Origin of the sequence: Mycolicibacterium agri (assembly GCF_002553505.1) — a bacterium.
Taxonomy (GTDB): Bacteria; Actinomycetota; Actinomycetes; order Mycobacteriales; family Mycobacteriaceae; genus Mycobacterium; species Mycobacterium agri.
Genome location: NZ_PDCP01000008.1, coordinates 103,260 through 125,535, shown reverse-complemented (window position 1 = coordinate 125,535; position 22,276 = coordinate 103,260). Strand labels below are relative to the sequence as shown.

Below are 22,276 nucleotides of genomic sequence, written 5' to 3'. Positions count from 1 at the left end.
CCAGCTGTAGCCGTCGAGCGATCTGCTGCGGACTGTACTTCTCCAGTAACCGCGTCTGCACCTCATCATGCAACCTCGCATTGACCGCCAACTTGCCCGGCTTAGGTCGGCGCGCGCGCTGCTGGGCACGCGCCTGCGCCCCGGCAGCGCGATAGCGCGGCTTGGCATCCCGGCCACCCTTCTTCGGCGCCCCAAACCGATACCGCTGCCGATAACGCCCGTAGCAGAACGCATTTCGTTCGATCTCCCGCATAACCGTCGACGGCGCCCGCCCCAACTCCTCAGCGATCTTGCGGATAGACCTGCCCATCCGCACGCCCACATCGATCACTACACGCTCACCCAGAGTCAACCGCGGCCGCTTCCGCGGCCCCTCGTCAAGAAATTTAGGTCTCACCCCGCCAGCATCAGCAAACCACCGGCGTCCGCTGTGGACCGACACGCCGACGGCTAACCCAGCCTCGCCAGCAGACATCCCATCCCGAACGCGATCCCAGAACTGACGCATAATCCAGGGATAAGCCTTCAGATACACAACAACCTCCAACAAGGTGGCTGTTGCAATCACCCCCAGAAATCGCCCCAGGAGAGACCGGACATTAGCGTCTGCTCGCGGTAGAAAAAGAGCCCCCGCACAAGGCGAGGGCTCTTTTCCGTATCGACTTAGCGGTAGTCGCTGTAGCCGTAATCGTCCAGCGGAACCGCGGCACCGGTCGACTGACCGAAGTCGGGGCTGTAGTACTGATCCTCGTAGGACGGGATCGTGTACGCAGCGGCCCGTGCCTCTTCGGTCGGCTGCACCTGGATGTTGCGGTACCGGCTGATGCCCGTACCGGCCGGGATCAGCTTGCCGATGATCACGTTCTCCTTCAGACCCTGCAGCTTGTCGCTGCGGCAGTTGATCGCCGCATCGGTCAGCACGCGCGTGGTCTCCTGGAACGACGCCGCCGACAGCCACGAATCGGTGGCCAGCGACGCCTTTGTGATGCCCATCAGCACCGGGCGGCCGGCGGCGGGCTCGCCACCCTCGGCCACCACACGACGGTTCTCGGCCTCGAATTCGCTGCGCTCGGTCAGCGAGCCGGGCAGGAACTCTGTGCTGCCCGAGTCGATGATCGTGACGCGCCGCAGCATCTGCCGGACGATCACCTCGATGTGCTTGTCGTGGATCGACACGCCCTGAGCGCGGTAGACCTCCTGGACCTCCTTGACGAGGTGGATCTGCACCTCGCGGGGGCCCTGGACGCGCAGCACCTCGTGCGGGTCCGCGGAGCCTTCCATCAGCTGCTGGCCGACCTCGACGTGGTCGCCGTCGGCGAGCAGCCGCTCCGTGCCGTCCTCGTGCTTGAACACCTTCAGGCGACGGTTGCGCTTGGGCAGCTTGTCGTAGACGACTTCCTCGCCACCGTCGTCGGGGACGATGGTGATCTTGTAGAAGGAGTCGCTCTCCTCGAGCTGCACCCGGCCGGTGACGTCCGCGATCGGCGCCTTGTTGCGCGGCACGCGGGCCTCGAACAGCTCCTGCACGCGGGGCAGACCGCCGGTGATGTCCTCACCGACACCGCCCTGGTGGAAGGTGCGCATGGTCAGCTGCGTGCCGGGCTCGCCGATCGACTGCGCGGCGACGATACCGACCGCCTCGCCGATGTCGACCAGCTTGCCGGTCGCCATCGAACGGCCGTAGCACATCGCGCACACACCGGTGCCCGTCGTGCAGGTCAGCACCGAGCGAACCTTGACCTCGGTGATGCCCGCCGCCAGCAGCGCATCGATGGCCGGGTCACCGAGATCGTGACCCCGCTCGACGATGACGTTGCCGTTCTCGTCGACGGCGTCGGCGGCCAAAGTCCGCGCGTACGCCGAGGTTTCGATGTGCGGGTCGCGGATCAGCGAACCGTCGGCGGCCCGCTCGGCCAGCGTCACGGTGATGCCGCGCTCGGTCTCGCAGTCGGCCTCGCGGACGATGACGTCCTGCGAAACGTCGACCAGACGACGGGTCAGGTAACCCGAGTCAGCGGTACGAAGAGCGGTGTCCGCCAAGCCCTTTCGAGCACCGTGGGTGTTGATGAAGTACTCCAGCACCGTCAGACCCTCACGGAACGAGGACTTGATCGGCCGCGGGATGAACTCACCCTTCGGGTTGGTCACCAGACCCTTCATGCCGGCCAGCGTGCGCGTCTGGGTGAAGTTACCCGTCGCGCCCGAGTCGACGATCGTGATGATCGGGTTGTCCTTGGGGTAGTGCGCCCGCAGGGCCTCACCGACCTCTTCGGTCGCCTGCTGCCAGATCTTGACCAGCTCGCCGTTGCGCTCGTCGTGGTTCAAAGCACCGCGCTGGTACTTCTTTTCGATCCCGTCGGCTTCCTTCTCGTAGCGGTCGAGGATCTCCTGCTTGTTCGGCGGCACCAGCACGTCGGCCATCGACACGGTGACACCCGAGCGGGTGGCCCAGTAGAAGCCGGCGTCCTTGAGCTTGTCCACGGTCTGCGCGACCACGATCATCGGATACCGCTCGGCGAGATCGTTGATGATCGACGCCTGCACCTTCTTGTGCATCTGCTGGTTGATGAACGGGTAGCCCTGTGGCAGCAGCTCGTTGAACATCACGCGGCCCAGCGTGGTCTCCGCCGTCCAGGCGTCGCCCCGCTTCCAACCGTTCGGGAACAGCTCGGCCTCGATGTCGGCGGGCGGACGCAGCTGCGTCAACCGCACCTTGATCTTGGCCCGCACCGACAGCGCGCCGCGGTCCATCGCCATGATCGCCTCGGCAGGCGAGCTGTACACACCCGTCTCCGGCTCATCCTTCGACGCGGGCTTGTACTCGCCGACATCGCCGGGAACCTCGGTGGTCAGGTAGTACAGCCCGGTCACCATGTCCAGACGCGGCATGGCCAGCGGGCGGCCCGACGCCGGCGACAGGATGTTGTTCGACGACAGCATCAGGATGCGGGCCTCGGCCTGCGCCTCGGCCGACAGCGGCAGGTGCACCGCCATCTGGTCGCCGTCGAAGTCGGCGTTGAAGGCTTCACAGACCAGCGGGTGTAGCTGAATCGCCTTGCCCTCGACCAGCATCGGCTCGAAGGCCTGGATACCCAGCCGGTGCAGCGTCGGTGCGCGGTTGAGCAGCACCGGGTGCTCGGCGATGACCTCTTCGAGGACGTCCCACACCTGCGGACGCTGACGCTCCACCATCCGCTTGGCGCTCTTGATGTTCTGCGCGTGGTTCAGGTCGACCAGACGCTTCATCACGAACGGCTTGAACAGCTCGAGTGCCATCAGCTTGGGCAGGCCGCACTGGTGCAGCTTGAGCTGTGGGCCGACCACGATGACCGAACGGCCGGAGTAGTCGACGCGCTTACCGAGCAGGTTCTGACGGAACCGGCCCTGCTTGCCCTTCAGCAGATCCGACAGCGACTTCAGCGGACGGTTGCCCGGCCCGGTGACCGGACGGCCACGACGGCCGTTGTCGAACAGCGCGTCCACTGACTCCTGAAGCATGCGCTTCTCGTTGTTGACGATGATCTCGGGCGCGCCCAGATCGATCAGCCTCTTGAGCCGGTTGTTGCGGTTGATCACGCGGCGGTACAGGTCGTTGAGGTCCGACGTGGCGAACCGGCCACCGTCGAGCTGCACCATCGGACGCAGCTCCGGCGGGATCACCGGCACCGCGTCGAGCACCATGCCCATCGGCGAGTTGCCCGACTGCTGGAACGCGGCGACCACCTTCAGGCGCTTGAGGGCGCGAAGCTTCTTCTGCCCCTTGCCGTTACGGATGACCTCACGCAGCGCCTCGGCCTCGGCGTCGATGTCGAAGTTCTCGATGAGCTTCTTGATCGACTCCGCGCCCATGGCGCCCTGGAAATACTCGCCGTAGCGGTCGACGAGCTCGCGGTAGAGCACCTCGTCGACGATCAGCTGCTTGGGAGCCAACTTGGTGAAGGTGTTCCAGATCTCCTCGAGCCGGTCCAGCTCACGCTGGGCACGGTCACGGATCTGGCGCATCTCGCGCTCACCGGCGTCGCGGACCTTGCGCCGGACATCGGACTTGGCGCCCTCCTCCTCGAGCTCCTTGAGGTCGGCCTCGAGCTTCTGCGCACGCGCCTCGAGGTCGGCGTCACGCTGGTCCTCGACGGCCTTGCGCTCGACGGCCATCTCGGCCTCCAGCGTCGACAGCTCGTTGTGGCGCATCTCCTCGTCCACGTCGGTGATGACGTAGGCCGCGAAGTAGATGATCTTCTCGAGATCCTTCGGCGCCAGGTCGAGCAGGTACCCGAGCCGCGACGGCACGCCCTTGAAGTACCAGATGTGGGTCACCGGGGCGGCCAGCTCGATGTGGCCCATCCGCTCGCGACGCACCTTGGCACGAGTCACCTCGACGCCGCAGCGCTCGCAGATGATGCCCTTGAAGCGGACGCGCTTGTACTTGCCGCAGTAGCACTCCCAGTCGCGAGTCGGTCCGAAGATCTTCTCGCAGAACAGGCCGTCCTTCTCCGGCTTCAATGTGCGGTAGTTGATGGTCTCCGGCTTCTTGACCTCGCCGTAGCTCCACTGACGGATGTCGTCAGCGGTCGCCAGGCCGATGCGGAGCTCATCGAAGAAGTTGACGTCTAGCACGTAACTCCCTTTCCCCTTTCGGGACTAGAAATTTCTAAAGGCCGGAACTAAGCGAGGTCCTCGACCGAGGCAGACTCGTTGCGGGACAAGTTGATTCCCAGATTCGCAGCGGCGCGCTCCAGGTCCTCGTCGTCGCCGTCGCGCATCTCGATCGCCGCGCCGTCACTCGACAGCACTTCGACGTTGAGGCACAACGACTGCAGCTCCTTGAGCAGCACCTTGAACGACTCGGGGATGCCCGGCTCGGGGATGTTCTCCCCCTTGACGATCGCCTCGTACACCTTGACCCGGCCGACGGTGTCGTCGGACTTGATGGTCAACAGCTCCTGCAGCGTGTATGCCGCGCCGTAGGCCTGCATCGCCCAGCATTCCATCTCGCCGAACCGCTGGCCGCCGAACTGCGCCTTACCGCCCAGCGGCTGCTGGGTGATCATCGAGTACGGACCAGTGGACCGGGCGTGGATCTTGTCGTCCACCAGGTGGTGCAGCTTGAGGATGTACATGTAGCCGACCGTCACCGGATACGGGAACGGTTCGCCACTGCGGCCGTCGAACAGGATCGCCTTGCCGTCCTCGTCGACGAGCTTCTCGCCGTCGCGGTTCGCCAGCGTCGAGCTCAGCAGCCCCTGCAGCTCCGCCTCGCGGGCACCGTCGAACACCGGCGTCGAGACGATGGTGTTCGGCTCGGCCTCGAGCAGTTCGTCGGGCAGGTTGGCCGCCCAGTCGGGCTTACCCTCGACCTTCCAGCCGCTGTGCGCGCACCAGCCCAGATGTGTCTCCAGGATCTGGCCGATGTTCATCCGTCGCGGCACACCGTGCGTGTTGAGGATGATGTCGACCGGCGTGCCATCGGGCAGGAACGGCATGTCCTCGACCGGCAGGATCTTGCCGATGACGCCCTTGTTGCCGTGGCGTCCGGCCAGCTTGTCACCGTCGGAGATCTTGCGCTTCTGCGCGACGTAGACGCGGACCAACTCGTTGACGCCGGCGGGCAGCTCGTCGTCGTCCTCGCGGGAGAACACCCGGATGCCGATGACCTTGCCGGACTCGCCGTGCGGCACCTTCAGCGACGTGTCGCGGACCTCGCGCGCCTTCTCGCCGAAGATCGCGCGGAGCAGCCGCTCCTCCGGGGTCAGCTCGGTCTCACCCTTCGGGGTGACCTTGCCGACCAGGATGTCGCCGTCGCGGACCTCGGCGCCGATGCGGACGATGCCGCGCTCGTCGAGGTCGGCCAGCACCTCATCGGAGACGTTCGGGATGTCCCGGGTGATCTCCTCGGCGCCCAGCTTGGTGTCGCGGGCGTCGATCTCGTGCTCCTCGATGTGGATCGAGGTCAGCACGTCCTCTTCGACCAGGCGGTTGGAGAGGATGATCGCGTCCTCGTAGTTGTGGCCTTCCCACGGCATGATCGCCACGAGCAGGTTCTTGCCCAACGCCATCTCGCCCTGCTCGGTGCAGGGACCGTCGGCGATGACCTGGCCGGCCTCGACCCGGTCGCCCTGGTCGACGATCGGACGCTGGTTGGCGCAGGTGCCGTGGTTGGAGCGGGCGAACTTGCGCAGCCGGTAGGTGTGCCGGGTGCCGTCGTCGGCCATCACGGTGATGTAGTCGGCCGAGACCTCCTCGATCACGCCCGCCTTGTCGGCGACGACGACGTCACCGGCGTCGATCGCGGCGCGCAGCTCCATACCGGTCCCGACCAGCGGTGCCTCGCTGCGCACCAGCGGAACCGCCTGGCGCTGCATGTTGGCACCCATCAGGGCGCGGTTGGCGTCGTCGTGCTCGAGGAACGGGATCATCGCCGTCGCGACCGACACCATCTGGCGCGGCGAGACGTCCATGTAGTCGACCTCGTTCGCCGAGACGAACTCGACCTCGCCACCCTTACGGCGGACCAGCACGCGCTCCTCGGAGAACCGGCCGTTCTCGTCGAGCGGGGAGTTGGCCTGCGCCACGACGTGGCGGTCCTCCTCGTCGGCGGTCAGGTACACGATCTCGTCGGTGACCACACCGTCCTTGACCTTGCGGTACGGCGTCTCGATGAAGCCGAACGGGTTGACCCGCGCGTAGGTGGCCAGCGAGCCGATCAGGCCGATGTTCGGCCCCTCAGGGGTCTCGATCGGGCACATGCGGCCGTAGTGGCTGGCGTGCACGTCGCGGACTTCGAGGCCGGCGCGCTCACGGGACAGACCGCCCGGGCCCAGCGCCGACAGGCGACGCTTGTGGGTCAGACCCGACAGCGGGTTGTTCTGGTCCATGAACTGCGACAGCTGGCTGGTGCCGAAGAACTCCTTGATCGCCGCCACGACGGGACGAATGTTGATCAGGGTCTGCGGCGTGATCGCCTCGACGTCCTGGGTGGTCATGCGCTCGCGCACGACGCGCTCCATGCGGGACAGGCCGACCCGGATCTGGTTCTGGATCAGCTCGCCGACGGTGCGCAGGCGACGGTTGCCGAAGTGGTCGATGTCGTCCACCTCGACCGGAACCTCGACGCCGCCGGGGGCGGTCATCGTGGGCTGGCCCTCGTGCAGCCGCACCAGGTACTCGATGGTGGCGACGACGTCCTCTTCGGTCAGCGTCGTGGTGCCGATGGGCTCACCCGGGTGCAGGCCGAGCTTCTTGTTGACCTTGTAGCGGCCGACGCGTGCGAGGTCGTAGCGCTTCTCCTTGAAGAACAGGTTCTCCAGCAGGGTCTGCGCGGACTCCTTGGTCGGCGGCTCGCCCGGACGCAGCTTGCGGTAGATGTCCAGCAGCGCCTCGTCGGTGCCTGCGGTGTTGTCCTTCTCCAGCGTCGACATCATGATCTCGGAGAAGCCGAACCGCTCGGTGATCTGCTCGTTGGTCCAGCCCAGCGCCTTCAGCAGCACGGTGACGGGCTGGCGACGCTTGCGGTCGATGCGCACGCCGACGGTGTCGCGCTTGTCGACGTCGAACTCCAGCCATGCGCCACGGCCGGGGATCACCTTGACGCTGTGCAGCGTCTTGTCGGTGGTCTTGTCGCGGGTCTCGTCGAAGTAGACGCCCGGCGAGCGGACCAGCTGGGACACCACGACACGCTCGGTGCCGTTGATGATGAAGGTGCCCTTCTCGGTCATCATCGGGAAATCACCCATGAAGACCGTTTGGCTCTTGATCTCGCCGGTGTTGTTGTTGATGAACTCGGCCGTGACGAACAGCGGAGCCGCGTACGTCATGTCCTTGTCTTTGCACTCGTCGACCGGCGCCTTCACCTCGTCGAACCGCGGGTCGGAGAACGACAGCGACATCGATCCGGAGAAGTCCTCGATCGGCGAGAGTTCGCTCAGTACCTCTTCGAGGCCGCCGACGGGGTTGACGTCGCCGCGCTCCTTGGCCTTTTCGCGCCACTCCTCAGAGCCGATCAGCCACTCGAAGGACTCGGTCTGAATGTCAAGTAGCCCCGGAACCTCGAGAGGTTCACGAAGCTTGGCGAAGGAAACTCGGTTAGGTGCTCCGGGGACGGAGTTATAAGTAGTAGTAGCGGTCTTGCTCTGGCGGGAGACTGCCAAGATGCATCCTTCCAGCACCTCATGCGACTATCGGGAGGATCGCACCACCCTTACGCCGCGAACTCTGCGTCGGTTCGGCTGGCGTTCCCCTGTGTCAGACGGCCCCGGACAGCGGGCACGCAACTAGATCACTGAGCTTGCGTCGATGAGGCTCAGGCTAGGACCACGGTGTCAGAGGCGTTAGATGGGCAGGAGGCAGCCAGCGCAACGTCCAACAATAGCGCAGGACGGCGTATTCCTCAACCACGGCATGCAAGGCCGATCGGGCGCTGGCTGGCGTCCTTAACCCGTGCACACAACATGCTGCCCAACAGACTGGCCCGTTCGGCGCTTTCCGTCAAGAGATTGCAGCGTGTTGCATGGGGACTTTTCCTGCAAAACGCCGGTTTCTCGGGCCTCGGGGGCGTCATTGACGGCGTCGGGCACGTCGGTGGCGAAGTCGATGCCGGCCAGCCAGGCGAGGAAGACGGCGGTCAGCTGGCGGGCCACGCTGGCGCCGATTCCGGGTTGCGGCGCCACCAGCCCGACCGCGGTGCCGAACCGCGTCGGGATCGGCAAGTTCTCGCCCGGCTCGCCGTAGAAGCCGTCGGTCCTGGTCCCCGTGAACATGTCGTTGATCCAGGTCGCGGCCAGGATCTGAGACGCCTCTACATTGGCGGGCTGCGAGAACCCGGTCAGCAGGTAGGCGCCGAACGCCACCAGGGGGTTGCCGCCGATCATCGCGTCGGAGTGCAGTCCGCCGCGCAGCTGGACTCCGTGGAAGTCGCCGTCGTCGAGGCCGGCCAGGGCGTGGTCCATGCTGCCGAAGAGGTTCCAGAAGTACGGCGTCGCCGACAGGTTGTAGACGGGGATCCCGTCGAGGTCTTCCAGGATCGGTCTCGGGTCGGTGAAGGAGACGCCGTCGAGCATCAGCACGCCGGCCAGCCGGTCGGCGGACCCGTTCCGTTGCATATAGCGGGCCGTGTCGATGACCAGGCCGCCGCCCAGGGAGTGCCCGACGAGCACCACCTTCGTCGGCAGCGCGTCGCCCTCATATCCGGCCGCCTGCGCGCTCGCCAGCAGGGCGGTGTTCTCGTCGGTGAACAGGTCGGCGACGGCGCGATGCATCTGGTCGCCGCCGAGCCACATGCCGTCGGTGGCGAAGATGTTCGACGTCAGCGACGGCGCGACGACGATGCTGTTGGTCTGCGTGGCTAGGTTGGCCGCGGTGTAGTCGTAGAACACGCCGCGGGCCAGGAAGCCGTGCTGCAGGTAGATGACGCCCTCCGGTGGCGTGTCGCCGGTCGGGAAGTACCAGTCGGCGGGGACGTCGTGGCCCTCTCGGATTGTCAGCGTGGAGCGGCGGACGGTGACGTCGTCCCGCAGCGCCGGCGGCACCATCGGCGGTCCCTCGAAGACGCTCTCGGCGAGTGCGATCAGTCCGAAGACCAGCGTTCCGATCGCGCTGACCACCGGGGGGACCCGCACCGGCGCGGAGGCGGCCGCCGTCGGCCGGGCCTGGGCGGCGAGCGGTGTCTCGATGGTGACGTCGGACGTCGTCGCCCGCATCGGCGTGACATTGGCCAGACGGGTCGGCTGGGCCGCGTCGTTCGTGGCCGCGACGCGCTTGGTGACGACGGCCCGTGTCGCGACGGGCTGGGGCTCGACGGGCTCGGTTTCGACGGGCTCGGTTTGGACGGGCTCGGTCTTGGTCTCGACGGTTTCGGCTTTGGCGATGGACCGGCTCTTGCCGACGACGACGGTGCGGTGCGGCCGTTGCGTCACCGCGGCAACGACGTTGTCGACGGCGTTCGAATGGCGCGAACGGGTTCGGTTCTTCAGCGCCTTGCGGGGCTTTTCGGCGACGGATTTCCCGTCATTCTCGTCGCTGCGGTCGCGGCCGGTGGCGCGTGTGTCGCCCTTCTCGGCAGTCTGCGTAGTGTCGCGGCGGCTTTTCTGCTTGGTGTCGCTTGGACTCGAATCCTGTTGCTTTTCAGTGCTATTCGTCGAATCCGACGATTGCGATGTCTTCGTGCCACTGTCACTGCCGTCAGTCTGCGCGTACGCCACCCCGGCCCCGGCCAGCATGCCCACGGTCACCCCGGCGGTGATCGCACCTGCGCCCAGCCAGAGGAAGAACCGGTCACCCATGCGGTCTCCTGTCCCCCGTCCGGGCAAAACGCTAGCGCGGGCAGCCAACCGGCACTGTCGGTTTGCGTGAGAAGGGTCAGGAAACGGGTTCGACGCGGACGGGTACACCAGTCAGCCGGGCCATCCCGGCCAGTGCCTCGATGTCCTCGGGCGCGCTCGACATCAACCGGTTGACGTTGGCGCCGCCCGCGCTGTTGGCCAACCGCCAGCCGCCGGTGCCCTTGTGGCCCCAGCCGTGCGGGATGGCGATGACGCCGGCGACGATGTCCTTGGTGGCGGCGACCGGCACCGCGATCTCGCCGTGCTCGGAGAGCACCCGCACCACGTCACCGTCGTCGATGTGCAGTTCGGCGGCGTCGTCGACATGCATCAACGCCCGCTGGGTCCGCTCGCCGCGCATCAACAGCGGCGAGTTGTGCATCCAGGAGTTCTCCGAGCGCGCCTCTCGCATCCCGATCAGCCGCAGCGGATAGTTCTGCGGCGAGCGGCGGCGCGACAGGGCCGCGACCTGATCGGCGATCTCCCGATGGCGCAGCCGCATCTTGCGCCCGCGGTAGACGACGACGTCGGCCAGTACCCCGGCCCGCAGATTGCGCGCCAGCACCTTGCCGTGGGGATGCTCGGCGGCCAGCCGGGAGAAAGTCAGCCCGCCGCGGCGCAGCCCGAACCGGTCGCCGTCGTCGCCGAGCCGGATCACGGCGTCCACCAGCAGCCGCGGCGACAGCCGAGATCCGAAGAGCCCGAACAGCTTTCGTACTGCCGCGAGCAGAGCCAACGTCGGCGTGCGGCGCCACATCCGGGCCATCAACTCATCGATGATCTCCCACTCGGTGCGGGCCTGCCCCACCGGTGCGACGACGGCCTCGGTGGCCTGCCGGAACGGGGTCGGCTGCAGCGTCTGGAACGCCAGCGGGAAATCGTCGCGCTCGTACATGCTGGCCGCGGGCAGCACATAGTCGCAGTGCGCGAGCGTCTCGTTGACGTAGAGGTCGATACCGACCGTCAACTCGAGGCCGCGCATCGCTTCTTCGAGTTCATCGCCGTTGGGCACCGACAGCACCGGGTTGCCCGCGCTGATGAACAACGCCTTGATCTGGCCGCGCCCCGGCATGGTCATCTCCTTGGCCATCAGGCCGGCCGGTTCGGACATCAGTACCGACGGGAACCCGCCGATACGGGAGCGCCTGCGCCGGTAGACGGCGCGCAGCAGCGCCGCGCCGGGGATGTTCAACCACCGCTCGCACGGCATCCCGAGCCGGCCGAACATGCTGCCGCCTGCGACGTCTAGATTGCCGGCCACCAGGTTCACCGCGTCGATCAAATACGTTGTGAGCGTTCCGTTTTGGCCTGTGCTGGTGCCGACGCGGCCGTATACCGCCGCGCGCGGGGTGCGAGCCAGGTCGCGCGCCAACGACCGGACGGTGTCGGGCGCGATACCGGTGTGCTGCGCAGTTGCCTCCGGGCTGAACGGTGCGGCCAGCCGCTGCAGCCAGTCCAGGCCGTCGGCCTGGCGGGCGATGCGGGCGCGGTCGGCGAGCCCTTCGTCGAACAGCACGTGCAGCACCGAAAGCAGCAGGAAGGCGTCGCCGTCGGGAACGATGCCCAACCATTCGAATTGCGCGGCCGTTTCGGTGCGGCGCGGGTCGATGACGAGCACGCGGCCGCCGCGCTTGACGATGTCGTGCATGCGGTCCTTGATCCGCGGCACCGTCAGCACACTGCCGTGGCTGACGACCGGGTTCGCCCCCATGACGACGAGGAAGTCGGTGCGCAGCGCGTCGGGCACCGGCATCGCCAACGCAGAGCCGTAGAGCAACTGGCTGGCGACGAACCGGTTGTTGACGTCCTGCGAGCCCGCGGTGAACAGGTGCATCCGCATGCCCGTCGCGGCGACGAACATCGGCAGCCACAGCGTGTGGCTGTAGCTGAACGCCCCGGGATTGCCGAAGTACCAAGCGATTCCGCCTGCGCCGTGCCGCCGGTGAATGTCGGACAGCCGCGCTGCGATGTCCGACATCGCCTCGTCCCAACTGACCGGGGTGAAGGACCCGTCGAGTCCGCGGCGCATCGGCGTCGTCAAGCGATCCGGGTCGTTGACGACCTCGGTGAACGCGATGCCCTTCTGGCAGGCGAACCCCGCCGACAGCGGATGGGTTTTATCGGGCCGCAGGGCGAGCAGGCGGCCGTCCTCGACGGTCGCGATCATGCCGCACAGCGGTTCGCAGATCCGGCAGAACGTCGGCTTCTGCTCGACGTTCATCGCGTCCTAAGTCAGCGCTCTCCAGCGACCGGGATACGGCCCGTGGGGGCGTCCTCCGTCGCGTGCCGCGCCGTCACCGTGTCCTCCGGCAACTCGTGGCTGGCGTACTTGTGCGTGCCCTCGAGGTCGTCGCGGATGGCTTCCTGTGCGCTCGGCGGCAGCGTGTGCAGGATTTCGCGCACGCGGGCCCGCCGACGTTCGACCGCCTGGCGCTCGGGCATACCGGGTGTCGCCGTGATCTGCGGCGGCACGCCGACGATCTCTTCGACGCCACCGTCGTGGTGGCCGGCGTCGACCATCGCCTGCTCCTCGGCCATCTGCGCCTCGTCCTTTTCCTCGGACATGCCGATCGGGCCGATGCGGCGGCCGTTGAGGAATTGGCGCACGACGGGCTCGTCGCTGGTCAGCAGCACCTCACGCGGACCGAACATGACGAGATGCTTGCGGAACAGCATGCCGATGTTGTCGGGCACCGTGCGGGCGATGTTGATGTTGTGCGTCACGATCAGGATCGTGGCGTCGATCTGGGCGTTGATGTCGATCAGCAGCTGGCTCAGGTAGGCCGTGCGGACCGGGTCGAGACCGGAGTCGGGCTCGTCGCAGAGGATGATCTGCGGATCGAGCACCAGCGACCGGGCCAGGCCTGCACGCTTGCGCATACCGCCGGAGATTTCGCCGGGGAACTTGTTCTCATCGCCGGCCAGACCGACCAGCTCGAGCTTCTCCATGACGATGTTGCGGATTTCGCTTTCCTTCTTCTTGGTGTGCTCACGCAAGGGGAAAGCGGTGTTGTCGTAGATGCTCATCGAGCCGAACAGCGCGCCGTCCTGGAACATGACGCCGAACAGCGTGCGGATTTCGTAGAGCTCTTTGGCCGAGCACTCGATGATGTTGGTGCCGTCGACGATGATCTTGCCGCGCTCGGGGCGCAGCAGGCCGATGAGCGACTTCAGGAACACGGACTTGCCGGTACCGGAGGGCCCAAGGAGCACGCTGACCTCACCGGCCGGCAGGTCGAAGGTGACGTCCTCCCAGATTCGCTGGGGGCCGAAGGACTTCGTCAGCCCCTCAATTTGGATTCCAATGCCCACGCGAGATCCTTCCGCCGGTAGCCTTCTGCCGCCACACGCTGCTCGCTTGTGGCTTGAGTCACTGTAGCGTACGACGTCCGTGCGGCGACACTCGTCGCAGGTCTCATATTGGTTTTACCAGCGCGAATAACGACTGTGGGGCTGATCCGTTTGCCAGATCAGCCCCACAGCGTTGGGAAACTACTTGACGGTGACCGTCGCGCCAGCGGCCTCGAGCTTGGCCTTGGCTTCCTCGGCGGCTTCCTTGTTGACCTTCTCGAGCAGCGGCTTGGGGGCGCCGTCGACCAGATCCTTGGCCTCCTTCAGGCCCAGGCCGGAGACGATCTCGCGGACGACCTTGATGACGCCGATCTTCTTGTCGCCGGCGGCCTCGAGAATGACGTCGAACTCCGACTGCTCCTCGGCGGCCTCGGCGGGCGCGCCGCCAGCGGCGGCACCGGGGGCGGCCGCGACGGCGACCGGGGCGGCGGCGGTGACGTCGAAGGTCTCCTCGAACGCCTTCACGAACTCGGAGAGCTCGAGCAGGGTCAGTTCCTTGAACGCGTCGAGCAGCTCTTCAGTGGACAGCTTTGCCATTGGGATGGTCCTTCCTTACTTCTTTACTTCTGCCTGGTGGGGTGGGTGTTATGCGGCTTCCTCAGCGGCCTTCTTCTCCTGCAGTGCGGCAGCCAACCGCGCAACCTGCGATGCGGGCGCTGCGAACAGCGCGGCCGCCTGGCTGGTCTTGGCCTTCATCGCTCCGGCCAGCTTGGCCAGCAGCACCTCGCGGGACTCGAGATCGGCGAGCGTCTCGATCTCGGAGACCGACAGCGGGCGTCCGTCCATGTAGCCGCCCTTGATGACCAGCGCCTTGTTCTCCCTGGCGAACTTCTTGATCGCCTTGGCCGCGTCGACCGCCTCGCCCTTGACGAACGCGATCGCGGTGGGCCCGACGAACAATTCGTCGAGGCCCTCGATACCTGCATCCGCCGCGGCACGCTTGGCCAGCGTGTTCTTGGCGACGGTGTAGGTGGCGGAGTCACCGAGCGAGCGGCGCAGATCCCGCAGGTTGGCCACCGTCAGTCCGCGGTATTCGGTGACGAGCGCAGCCGTCGCCTCCTTGAACTGCTCGGCGATGTCGGCAACCGCAGCGGCCTTGTCAGCCTTGGCCATGCATGCCTCCTCGTGGTTTACGACCGACGGGCGCGAGCAGGGCCGGAAATGACGAACGCCCCGGCGCAGACGGCCGGGGCGCGCTGATACACGACTACCTCGTCCTCCTGCGTGGGCCGCCGGGACAATCCCGGACCTTCAACCGATTTGTCTTGTGCTCGTCGCGCAAGCGCTCATCGGTGACCGACGGTCTTCGGTGGAACGCATCAAGAGTAGCCGATCGCCCCTCATAATGCGATTTCGGCGCGCTCAGCGGCGCTGAGCGCACGTTAGCGCGCCGAAATCGCGAGGGCGGCGGCGCCGACGAGGCCCGCGTTGCTCAACTCGGCCCGCACCACCGTAACGCCGCGCAGGAAGTCCAGCCCGGCGTGCACGGCCAGCGCCTCGCGCACAGGGTCGAACAGCAGCGGACCCGACTTGGCGACACCGCCGCCGATGACGACGCGGTCCAGGTCGCACACCGCGGCGACGGAGGCGATCATCGCGGCCACGGCCGTCGCGCCGCGCCGAAACGCTGCCAGCGCGACGGGGTCACCCGCGTTGGCGGCGTCGGCCAGTTCCTTGGCGTCGGCCTCGGGCGGGGCGTCCCATCCGTGCGCGCGGGCCCACCGGGCCATGTTCGGTCCCGACGCGATCGTCTCGACGCAGCCGCGACCGCCGCACGTGCACGGCGCGCCGTCAGGTTCGACGACGACGTGGCCGACGTGGCCCGCGTTGCCCGTGCGGCCGTCGTAGGGCACGCCGTCGAGCACCAGGCCGCCGCCGACGCCGGTCGATACCACCATGCCGAGCATGAACTGCGCGCCGCGGCCCGCGCCGAGCCATTGCTCGCCGAGCGCCATGCACAGGCCGTCGCCGCCGAGTCGGGCAGGCGTACCCGCCGCGGCCGTCACCCGCTCGACGATCGGAAACCGTTGCCACGCAGTGATGTTGATCGGGCTCACCGTGCCCGACGGCAGATCGATCGGACCCGCGGACGCGATGCCGACGGCGCCGACTCGGCCTCCCGCGGCGACCAGCGCTTCGGTGACCAGGGTGTCGACGACAGCCCAGATCGCCTCGGCGTCGCCGTCGGGTGTCGGCAGTTGCGCGTGGTGTACGAGCTCACCGCCGCCGTCGACCAGGGCGACGGCGATCTTGGTGCCGCCGATGTCGATCGCCAGTGTCGGGTCGGCCATCAGTGCCGGTGGGTGTTGTCGGGCTGACGCGGGTCGCCGGGATGCTCATAGCCGGGCGCGAGCCGGACGAGTTCGGCGCATCGCGCGTCCAGCCAGCGGCGGAAAGCGCGCCTGCGGGCGGCGCCCCGCAGATGTTCGACGAGCAGCGGGCGCACCGACTCCAGCGGCGGCGGGTCGATCGGCTTTGTGCGCCAACCATTTCCGGCATCCGTCGCCGCGGCGAAGCGCAGCGGGTTGCGAGCGTGGTAGTCGGCGACCTCGTCGCCGCCGACGTCGACGGACGCGGTGACGTGGACGAACATCGCCCGGGCAAGCGGATCGGCCAGGGCCGCGGCGGCGACGCTGCCGATCTCGAGCCGCGCCGAATTGTCCGGCAGCAGTTCGCTTTCCGTGGGCGCGCCGGCCGCGGTGATGCCCGCAGCGGCCGCCTCGGCGGCCAGCACGCGTTCGGTGGTCAGCAGTTGGGTGAGCCAACGCCGCAATTGCCTGCCCTCGCTGGTGTCCTTGCGGGGCAGCGCGGCGGCGGGCACCTTGTCCCGCAGTTGCGCTTCGCGTGCGTCGACGTCGGCGACGGATATCTCGATGCCGGCGACGACGGCCGCGACGGGAGCGCTCATCGGACCGTCACCTTCACCGCGGGTGAATACAGCAGCCGCCCTGCGCAGCCCACCCGCACCAGCGCCCACCACTCGCCGGGCTGCACCCATGGCGGTGGAGCGACGTCGAAGCCCAGTTCGACCGTCTCGCCCGGCGACGCCAGCGCGCCCTGTGCGGCGGGCCCGATCCATTCCCATGTCCCCCACGGGCTGATCAGGTGCGCCTCCAGGGCGAGGTCGGCGCGTGCGGCGGTGCCGACGCGCACCACGAGCCTGCTGACCTCACCCGCCGCGACGGTCACGTCGTCGGGATCGCCGACGAAAACGAGAAGGTCCTCCGGCGGCATACCGACCGAGACGGTGGCGACGTCTTCGACGACCTGATGCCAGGACGCGGGTATCGATTGCGCGCCGTCTCCGGTGACGGTGAGTTGGGCGCGGATCGGGTAGAGCCCTGGCGGTGTGTCCGGTGGCATCGTCACTTCGACGTCGCCCTCCAGGTATTCGCCGCTGGGCAGGAAGAACGGCAGGCTCGACGGGCTGGCCGTCCAGCCGTCGGGGCACACCAGCTTGACGGTGCCATGCAGGACCGCATCGGTGCAGGCGCTGGCGGCGGTGAGGCGCAGCACCACCTCATCGCCGGGCTCGGCGACGACGGCCTGCGGGTGCAGGTGCGCGACGGCGGGCAGCCCGCCGAGCGGGGCGGGGCCCCGGTTGTGCAGCCAGTAGCGCGCATACAACGGTTGGGCCGCTTCGACTTCGGGCGCAAGCAGGGTGTGATCGGCGTCGATGAGCTGCGGCATGTTCAGCCGGGTCAGCACGGTAGCGACCTCATACCCGTGCAGCGTCAAGCCGTCCGGCGCGGCGAGCTCCTGGATGCGGGGTTGCTCGAGCAGGTCGACACGGGATGCCTGCGACAGCCGGCGCAGCCCAGAGGTGATCACGACATTGGTTGTGGCCCCGCAGGTTTCAACCAGCCGCACGGCAACGGCGTCGGTTGGATCGACCACGCGGCTGCTGCCGGATGCCAACGGATTTCCCGCGGCCTTCATGGCGCCGAGCTGGACGACGCCTGCCGGCTCGAGCTCCAGCAACGAGCCCCAACTCGGCAATCCCCCTGCGCCGCTGCGGTTTCCGAACACAGCCAACAGCGGATGGGAGAACTCTGCGCTGCGGGCAGGCACGGACGCCGATCGCCAGTCACCGTCGCCGGAAATCAGGGCGTAGTCGAAGGTGTGCGTCCAGTGCTGCAGCTGGAAGTTGGAGCCGTCGGGCGCGGTGCGGCGCGGCTGCGGCTCGATCCAGACGCCGGACGGCCAACCGGTGCACGACCGCATCAGCGACGTGTGCAGGGTGCCGTCGCTATCGACGGCGAAGCCGGGCATACCGCGGTTGAGCACCGCGACCGTGTGGTGCTCGAACGGCTCGACGTGCGGCGGCGTCTGCTGCTCGACCGAAACCTCCGCGTCGGCAAGGTCGTCGACCAGCGATGCGATCGCACCATCGAGCCCGTCGCCGCCCGCGATGACGAGCACCGGCAGCGACCGCACACCGCGCAGGTCGGCGCCGGGCCGCCATATCTCCGACAGCGGTGCGGCGGCGGGTACCCACACCCGCGCCGTGCCATTGGCATACAGCTGCCGCTTCAGCTCCTCGGTGTAGGCCGGCTCGGCGTCGGCCAAAACCGCTGCGGTGAACGGGTTCTGGTCGGGCCCGCCCAGCGCGATCCGCGCGTCGGGCAGGTTGGAATCCACGGCGAGATCGCCATAGCGGGGCTTGTCGGCACTGCTGCAGGTGGCCGTCACCCCGGCCCGCACCAGCGCCACCATCACGTCGCGGGCCAACGCCGCCGACCGCTCCTCCGACGGCGTCACCACCTCGGCCACCGAGACCGCGCGCACCCCGCCGGGATGACGGACCCGCAGCGCCGACGACAGACCGAACCAGCCGTAGGCCGGATTGTCCAGTGTGTAAGGGTGTTTCGCGGTGTCGACCGACTCATCGGAGCCGGGCTCGTGCAGCAGTGCGAAGCCGCGGCCGATCACCGCGTCGCCGACCTCGCTCACCGGCATCGCGCCGCGCACCGGGCACGGCCACCGCACCCGCAGCAGCTTGTCCTCGCCGGTGAACTTGTCGATCGTGGTGCTGCAGTCCACCCTCGGCACGCCGCGCCACAGCGTCAGCGTCTGGGTGTACCGCAGCAGCGAGCCGATCCGGCCGCGCACCACCACCCGTTCGCCGACCGGCGCGCGATAGCACTGCACGGATTCGGCTGCGGCGGCCGACGACACCACCACCGGGCCCTTCGACAGAAGGTGCCACGGCCCCTCCCCCGCCTCCGGATGCGCGGGGTACTCGTCATACACCGCCAGCTCGTTGCCGAGGGCACCGTCGGCGAGCAGTTCGCGACCGTCGTCGGTCAGCGAGCACACCGCCCCGCCGCGCGCCAGGTCGACCCGCAGCCGGTAGCGCTCGTTGCTGATTTCGAGTACGTCCAGTTCGTCCCAACCGGGCTGGGACAGTCCGGGCAGCAGGCGGTAGGCGCGCCAGCCCAACGACGGGACGTCGCGCGCCAGCCATGTCACGGACCGGCCGCCGTGCTCGACCAGTGCAGGCACCTCGTTGCCGCCGGCGTCCACCACCCGCACGCCCTCGCCCATCGGATGTGAGAGCCGCGCCGTCACCACGTCGGTCCGCTTGTGGGTCAAGCTGTTCCACACCACCACCGACCCATCGACGGCGCTGGAGATCAGCGCCAGTGCGTTGTCGCGCGCCGCCCGCCCCAGCTCCCAGGCGTCGCGCCAGCCGGTCAGCAGGTCGAGGTAGACCTGGTCGGACTCCGAGCCGGTGATGGCGTCGTGGTGGGCGCCGTAGGCCAGTTGCACCCACGCCTTCTCCAACGCGGCCTGCGGATAGCTCGCGCCACCGAGCAGACGCGCGAACACCGCGAACCGCTCGCCGTCGAGCACCGCGTTCTCGGCGTCCCGGTTGGCCTGTTTGGTGTCGATGTAGGACACGTCCTTGCCGGTGTAGATCGGGTTCATGTCGCGGGTCTGCGGCGAGGCGGCGATGCCGCGCTCGTCGAGTTCGGCCCGTACCGCCGCGAAGAACTCCCGCGGCAACCCGCACACGAAGCGCGGCCAGGTGTAGCGCGCGTTCCAGTCGCGGTGGATCTCGGTCACCCACTTGTTCGGCGGCGTGTAGTCAGTGCCGACCGGCAAGAGCACATTCCGCGTGAGCGCGACCTTCTTCAGCGTCGAAAACAGTTCGTATGTGGCGGTTTCGGCTTCCTGCAGGCTCGCCGACGAGTCCATCCACCAGCCGGCCGAGTAGTGCGCGGGCATGTAGTGGGTGAGCAGCCCGCGACCCGACGGCGAGATCCACTCGAACTCGCTGCAGAACTGCATCCGCTCGGGGTCGCCCTGGTTCTGCATCGGACCCCACTGGTGTTGCGGCCCGCGCGCCCATGAGCTCGACGTGAGCCCCGCGTCGGCCGCCATCCCGGGGAACTGCGGGTCGTGCCCGAAGGCGTCGAGCTGCCACGCGGTGGCCGGCGAAGCGCCCAGGACGTCTCGCTGAAATCCGGTGCCGTGCACAAAGTTCCGGATCGTCGTCTCCGGACTGGTCAGGTTGGTGTTCGGCTCGTTGTAGGTGCCGCCCATGATCTCGACGCGGCCCTCGGCGATGAACCGCCGCAGGTCGGCACGGTCCTCGGGGTGGGTGTCCCAGTACGGTTTGAGGTAGTCGACCTCGGCCAGCACGAACTTGTATTCCGGTTCCCTGCGCGCCATTTCGAGGTGGGCCGCCACCAGGTTGAACCCGTTGGTCTGCCTGCAGCGGCCCGGCGGATCCTCGGTCCACACGCTGGTGTAGGCGGCCTGTGTGTTCCACCACACCGGGTCGTAGTGGAAATGGCTGACCATGAACATCGTCCAGCCGGGCTCGGCCACCGTGAACTCGAAGTCGGCACCGTCGCCGCCGCAGTGCACGCGGGCGGCGCGGCGCTGGCCGACGACCGGATTCCGCACGGCGACGGCCACCTCGGCCATGCCACCGCCGGGTTCGGCCGACGGCGGCTGCGGCGTGCCCAGGCCGTCGCCGTCGACGATGATCGGCCCTTCACCACCGGTGTAGGCGATGCGGGCCACCTGCAGCGGTGCATCCGCCGGTCCCACGAACAGGTCCGTCGACTCCGCGGAGGTCACGCCGAACGCCACGCCGTCACCCTACGTAGTCACGGCCGCGATACGTCGACAACAAGCGGACGGTGATCGGAGACGGGCAGCCGCGGGGTGTGGCACTCGGCGACCGTCAGCGTCGGGTCGTCGGTGAGGATGTGGTCGAGCTGGCGTTGCGGGTCGTCGGCGGGGAAGGTGGGCGCCGCGCACAGCGCCCGCATGCCGAGCCATCGCCCGGTCCGCGGCGGGGTCATGTTGAGGTCGCCCATCAACACTCGCGGCGGGCCGAAGCCGCGCAGATCGCGCGCGAGATGGCGCAGCTGCACCCGGTTCCAGCCGGGCACGAACGACAGATGGGTGTTGGCGACCGTCATCAGGCCCAGCGGGGTGTCCAGCTGCGCGACCACGGCCGCCCGCGGCTCCTCGTTGACCATGACCACCTTGCCGGGCTCGCGCAGATACATCGGGAAGGTGGTGGGGATGCGCGGCAGCCGCAGCACCTGCCAGCTGCGCACCGGGTACCGCGAGAGCAGCGCGATGCCGTAGGCGGCTGTGCCGGGTTGCTCGCGGCCGGTCGCGGCCATCCACGTGGCCCCAGGCGTCCCGGCGATCGCCGCGACGAACCGGTGGGTCACCGCGCCCATCGCCTCGGCGGCCAGCGCGGTCAGGTCGGCCATCGCCGATCGGGGCTGGTCGCAGTCGACTTCCTGCAGCGCCAGCACGTCGGCGTCGATGCGTCGAACCGATTCCTCCAATCGGTCCAGTTCGACAGCGCCGTCGTGCACGCTGCGTCCGTGCAGGATGTTGAAGGTGGCTATCCGCATCTGCATGGGTACTAGGTACCCACGATGACGCACATCGATCTGCGCGACGCGCTCAAACAGGCCGCATCGGCGCTCAAGGCGCACGGCCCTGAGTTCGCGCTGGCCGGCAGCTACGCGCTGTGGGCCTACGGAGGCCCCGAACCCGTGCACGACGTCGATTTCGTGGTCGCCGAGCAGGACACCGAAGCCGCGGCGCTGACGCTGGAGAAGGCCGGGTTCCGCATCGACCGCACCCCGGAGGACTGGCTGTTCAAGGCGTGCGTCGAGGACGAGTTCGTGGTCGACGTGCTGCACCAGCTCAACGGGACACCGGTCGATGCCGACACCATCGCGGCGGCCGAAGAACTCGATGTGCTGGCCATTCGAATGCGGGTGCTGTCGCCGACGCACGTGATGATCGAGAAGCTGAACTCGCTCAATGAGCATCACTGCGATTTCGCCGCGCTACTACCGGGGGTGCGGGCGGTGCGGGAACGCTTGGACTGGAACCGGTTGCGCGAAGACACCGCCGACAACCCGTTCGCCGCCGCGTTTCTCGTGCTCACAGAGCGGTTGGGCATCGCCCCGTAACCTCCTGCGGGGTGAGGCTTGTCACACCGGTCGCCGCCGACTATGCCGTTTCGTTACCGAATCGTTGAGTGCTGTTGAACGGCAATTCATTTCGTCTTTCAGCACGCGAGCAGGCTCACGGCGTGGCGTCTGCATCGTCAGTGTCGAAGTGCC

Annotated in this window: 13 protein-coding genes; 1 reads left to right on the top strand and 12 read right to left on the bottom strand. The window is 67.7% G+C overall.

Annotated features, from left to right (window positions below; all coding sequences use genetic code 11):
• The 12 genes from CQY20_RS06705 to CQY20_RS06650 form a co-directional block, all read right to left on the bottom strand.
• The coding region (locus CQY20_RS06705; RefSeq protein WP_234816132.1) for a helix-turn-helix domain-containing protein at window positions 1-475 on the bottom strand (475 nt) is incomplete at its 3' end.
• Between the two features lie 188 nt (window positions 476-663).
• The gene (locus CQY20_RS06700) at window positions 664-4,614 is read right to left on the bottom strand and encodes a DNA-directed RNA polymerase subunit beta' (RefSeq protein ID WP_097939233.1); all 3,951 of its coding nucleotides are present in this window, start codon (window positions 4,612-4,614) and stop codon (window positions 664-666) included.
• 47 nt (window positions 4,615-4,661) lie between these two features.
• Window positions 4,662-8,144, bottom strand: coding sequence for a DNA-directed RNA polymerase subunit beta (rpoB, locus tag CQY20_RS06695; protein ID WP_097939271.1), 3,483 nt, complete (start codon window positions 8,142-8,144; stop codon window positions 4,662-4,664).
• Between the two features lie 282 nt (window positions 8,145-8,426).
• Entirely contained in the window at window positions 8,427-10,274 is a 1,848-nt protein-coding gene (locus tag CQY20_RS06690; protein WP_097939231.1) for an alpha/beta hydrolase, read from the bottom strand.
• A 76-nt stretch (window positions 10,275-10,350) separates the two neighbouring features.
• Window positions 10,351-12,534, bottom strand: coding sequence for a molybdopterin-containing oxidoreductase family protein (locus CQY20_RS06685; protein WP_097939229.1), 2,184 nt, complete (start codon window positions 12,532-12,534; stop codon window positions 10,351-10,353).
• An 11-nt stretch (window positions 12,535-12,545) separates the two neighbouring features.
• Window positions 12,546-13,625 (bottom strand): ABC transporter ATP-binding protein, encoded by a 1,080-nt coding sequence (locus CQY20_RS06680; protein ID WP_097939227.1) that lies wholly within the window; start codon window positions 13,623-13,625, stop codon window positions 12,546-12,548.
• Between the two features lie 180 nt (window positions 13,626-13,805).
• Window positions 13,806-14,201, bottom strand: coding sequence for a 50S ribosomal protein L7/L12 (rplL, locus tag CQY20_RS06675; protein WP_097939225.1), 396 nt, complete (start codon window positions 14,199-14,201; stop codon window positions 13,806-13,808).
• A gap of 48 nt (window positions 14,202-14,249) precedes the next feature.
• On the bottom strand, window positions 14,250-14,777 hold the full coding sequence (gene rplJ / locus CQY20_RS06670; protein ID WP_097939223.1) for a 50S ribosomal protein L10: 528 nt from the start codon (window positions 14,775-14,777) through the stop codon (window positions 14,250-14,252).
• A 269-nt stretch (window positions 14,778-15,046) separates the two neighbouring features.
• Window positions 15,047-15,955, bottom strand: coding sequence for an ROK family protein (locus CQY20_RS06665; protein ID WP_097939221.1), 909 nt, complete (start codon window positions 15,953-15,955; stop codon window positions 15,047-15,049).
• On the bottom strand, window positions 15,955-16,572 hold the full coding sequence (locus tag CQY20_RS06660) for a DUF7158 domain-containing protein (RefSeq protein ID WP_097939219.1): 618 nt from the start codon (window positions 16,570-16,572) through the stop codon (window positions 15,955-15,957). The genes CQY20_RS06665 and CQY20_RS06660 overlap by 1 nt, the downstream gene beginning before the upstream one ends.
• Window positions 16,569-20,768, bottom strand: coding sequence for a glycoside hydrolase family 38 N-terminal domain-containing protein (locus tag CQY20_RS06655; protein WP_234816130.1), 4,200 nt, complete (start codon window positions 20,766-20,768; stop codon window positions 16,569-16,571). The genes CQY20_RS06660 and CQY20_RS06655 overlap by 4 nt, the downstream gene beginning before the upstream one ends.
• Before the next feature lie 17 nt (window positions 20,769-20,785).
• The gene (locus CQY20_RS06650) at window positions 20,786-21,553 is read right to left on the bottom strand and encodes an endonuclease/exonuclease/phosphatase family protein (protein ID WP_097939267.1); all 768 of its coding nucleotides are present in this window, start codon (window positions 21,551-21,553) and stop codon (window positions 20,786-20,788) included.
• A 24-nt stretch (window positions 21,554-21,577) separates the two neighbouring features.
• Here CQY20_RS06650 and CQY20_RS06645 point away from each other — a divergent pair, with 24 nt between their 5' ends.
• On the top strand, window positions 21,578-22,123 hold the full coding sequence (locus CQY20_RS06645; RefSeq protein ID WP_097939217.1) for a nucleotidyltransferase: 546 nt from the start codon (window positions 21,578-21,580) through the stop codon (window positions 22,121-22,123).
• The last annotated feature ends 153 nt before the right edge of the window (window positions 22,124-22,276 follow it).

Bases quoted from the DNA above. Each gene is read 5' to 3' on its own strand.
- rplL (WP_097939225.1), bottom strand. From the start codon at position 14,201: ATGGCAAAGCTGTCCACTGAAGAGCTGCTCGACGCGTTCAAGGAACTG.
- CQY20_RS06665 (WP_097939221.1), bottom strand. From the start codon at position 15,955: ATGGCCGACCCGACACTGGCGATCGACATCGGCGGCACCAAGATCGCC.
- rplJ (WP_097939223.1), bottom strand. From the start codon at position 14,777: ATGGCCAAGGCTGACAAGGCCGCTGCGGTTGCCGACATCGCCGAGCAG.
- CQY20_RS06690 (WP_097939231.1), bottom strand. From the start codon at position 10,274: ATGGGTGACCGGTTCTTCCTCTGGCTGGGCGCAGGTGCGATCACCGCC.
- CQY20_RS06685 (WP_097939229.1), bottom strand. From the start codon at position 12,534: ATGAACGTCGAGCAGAAGCCGACGTTCTGCCGGATCTGCGAACCGCTG.
- CQY20_RS06660 (WP_097939219.1), bottom strand. From the start codon at position 16,572: ATGAGCGCTCCCGTCGCGGCCGTCGTCGCCGGCATCGAGATATCCGTC.
- CQY20_RS06645 (WP_097939217.1), top strand. From the start codon at position 21,578: ATGACGCACATCGATCTGCGCGACGCGCTCAAACAGGCCGCATCGGCG.
- CQY20_RS06650 (WP_097939267.1), bottom strand. From the start codon at position 21,553: ATGCGGATAGCCACCTTCAACATCCTGCACGGACGCAGCGTGCACGAC.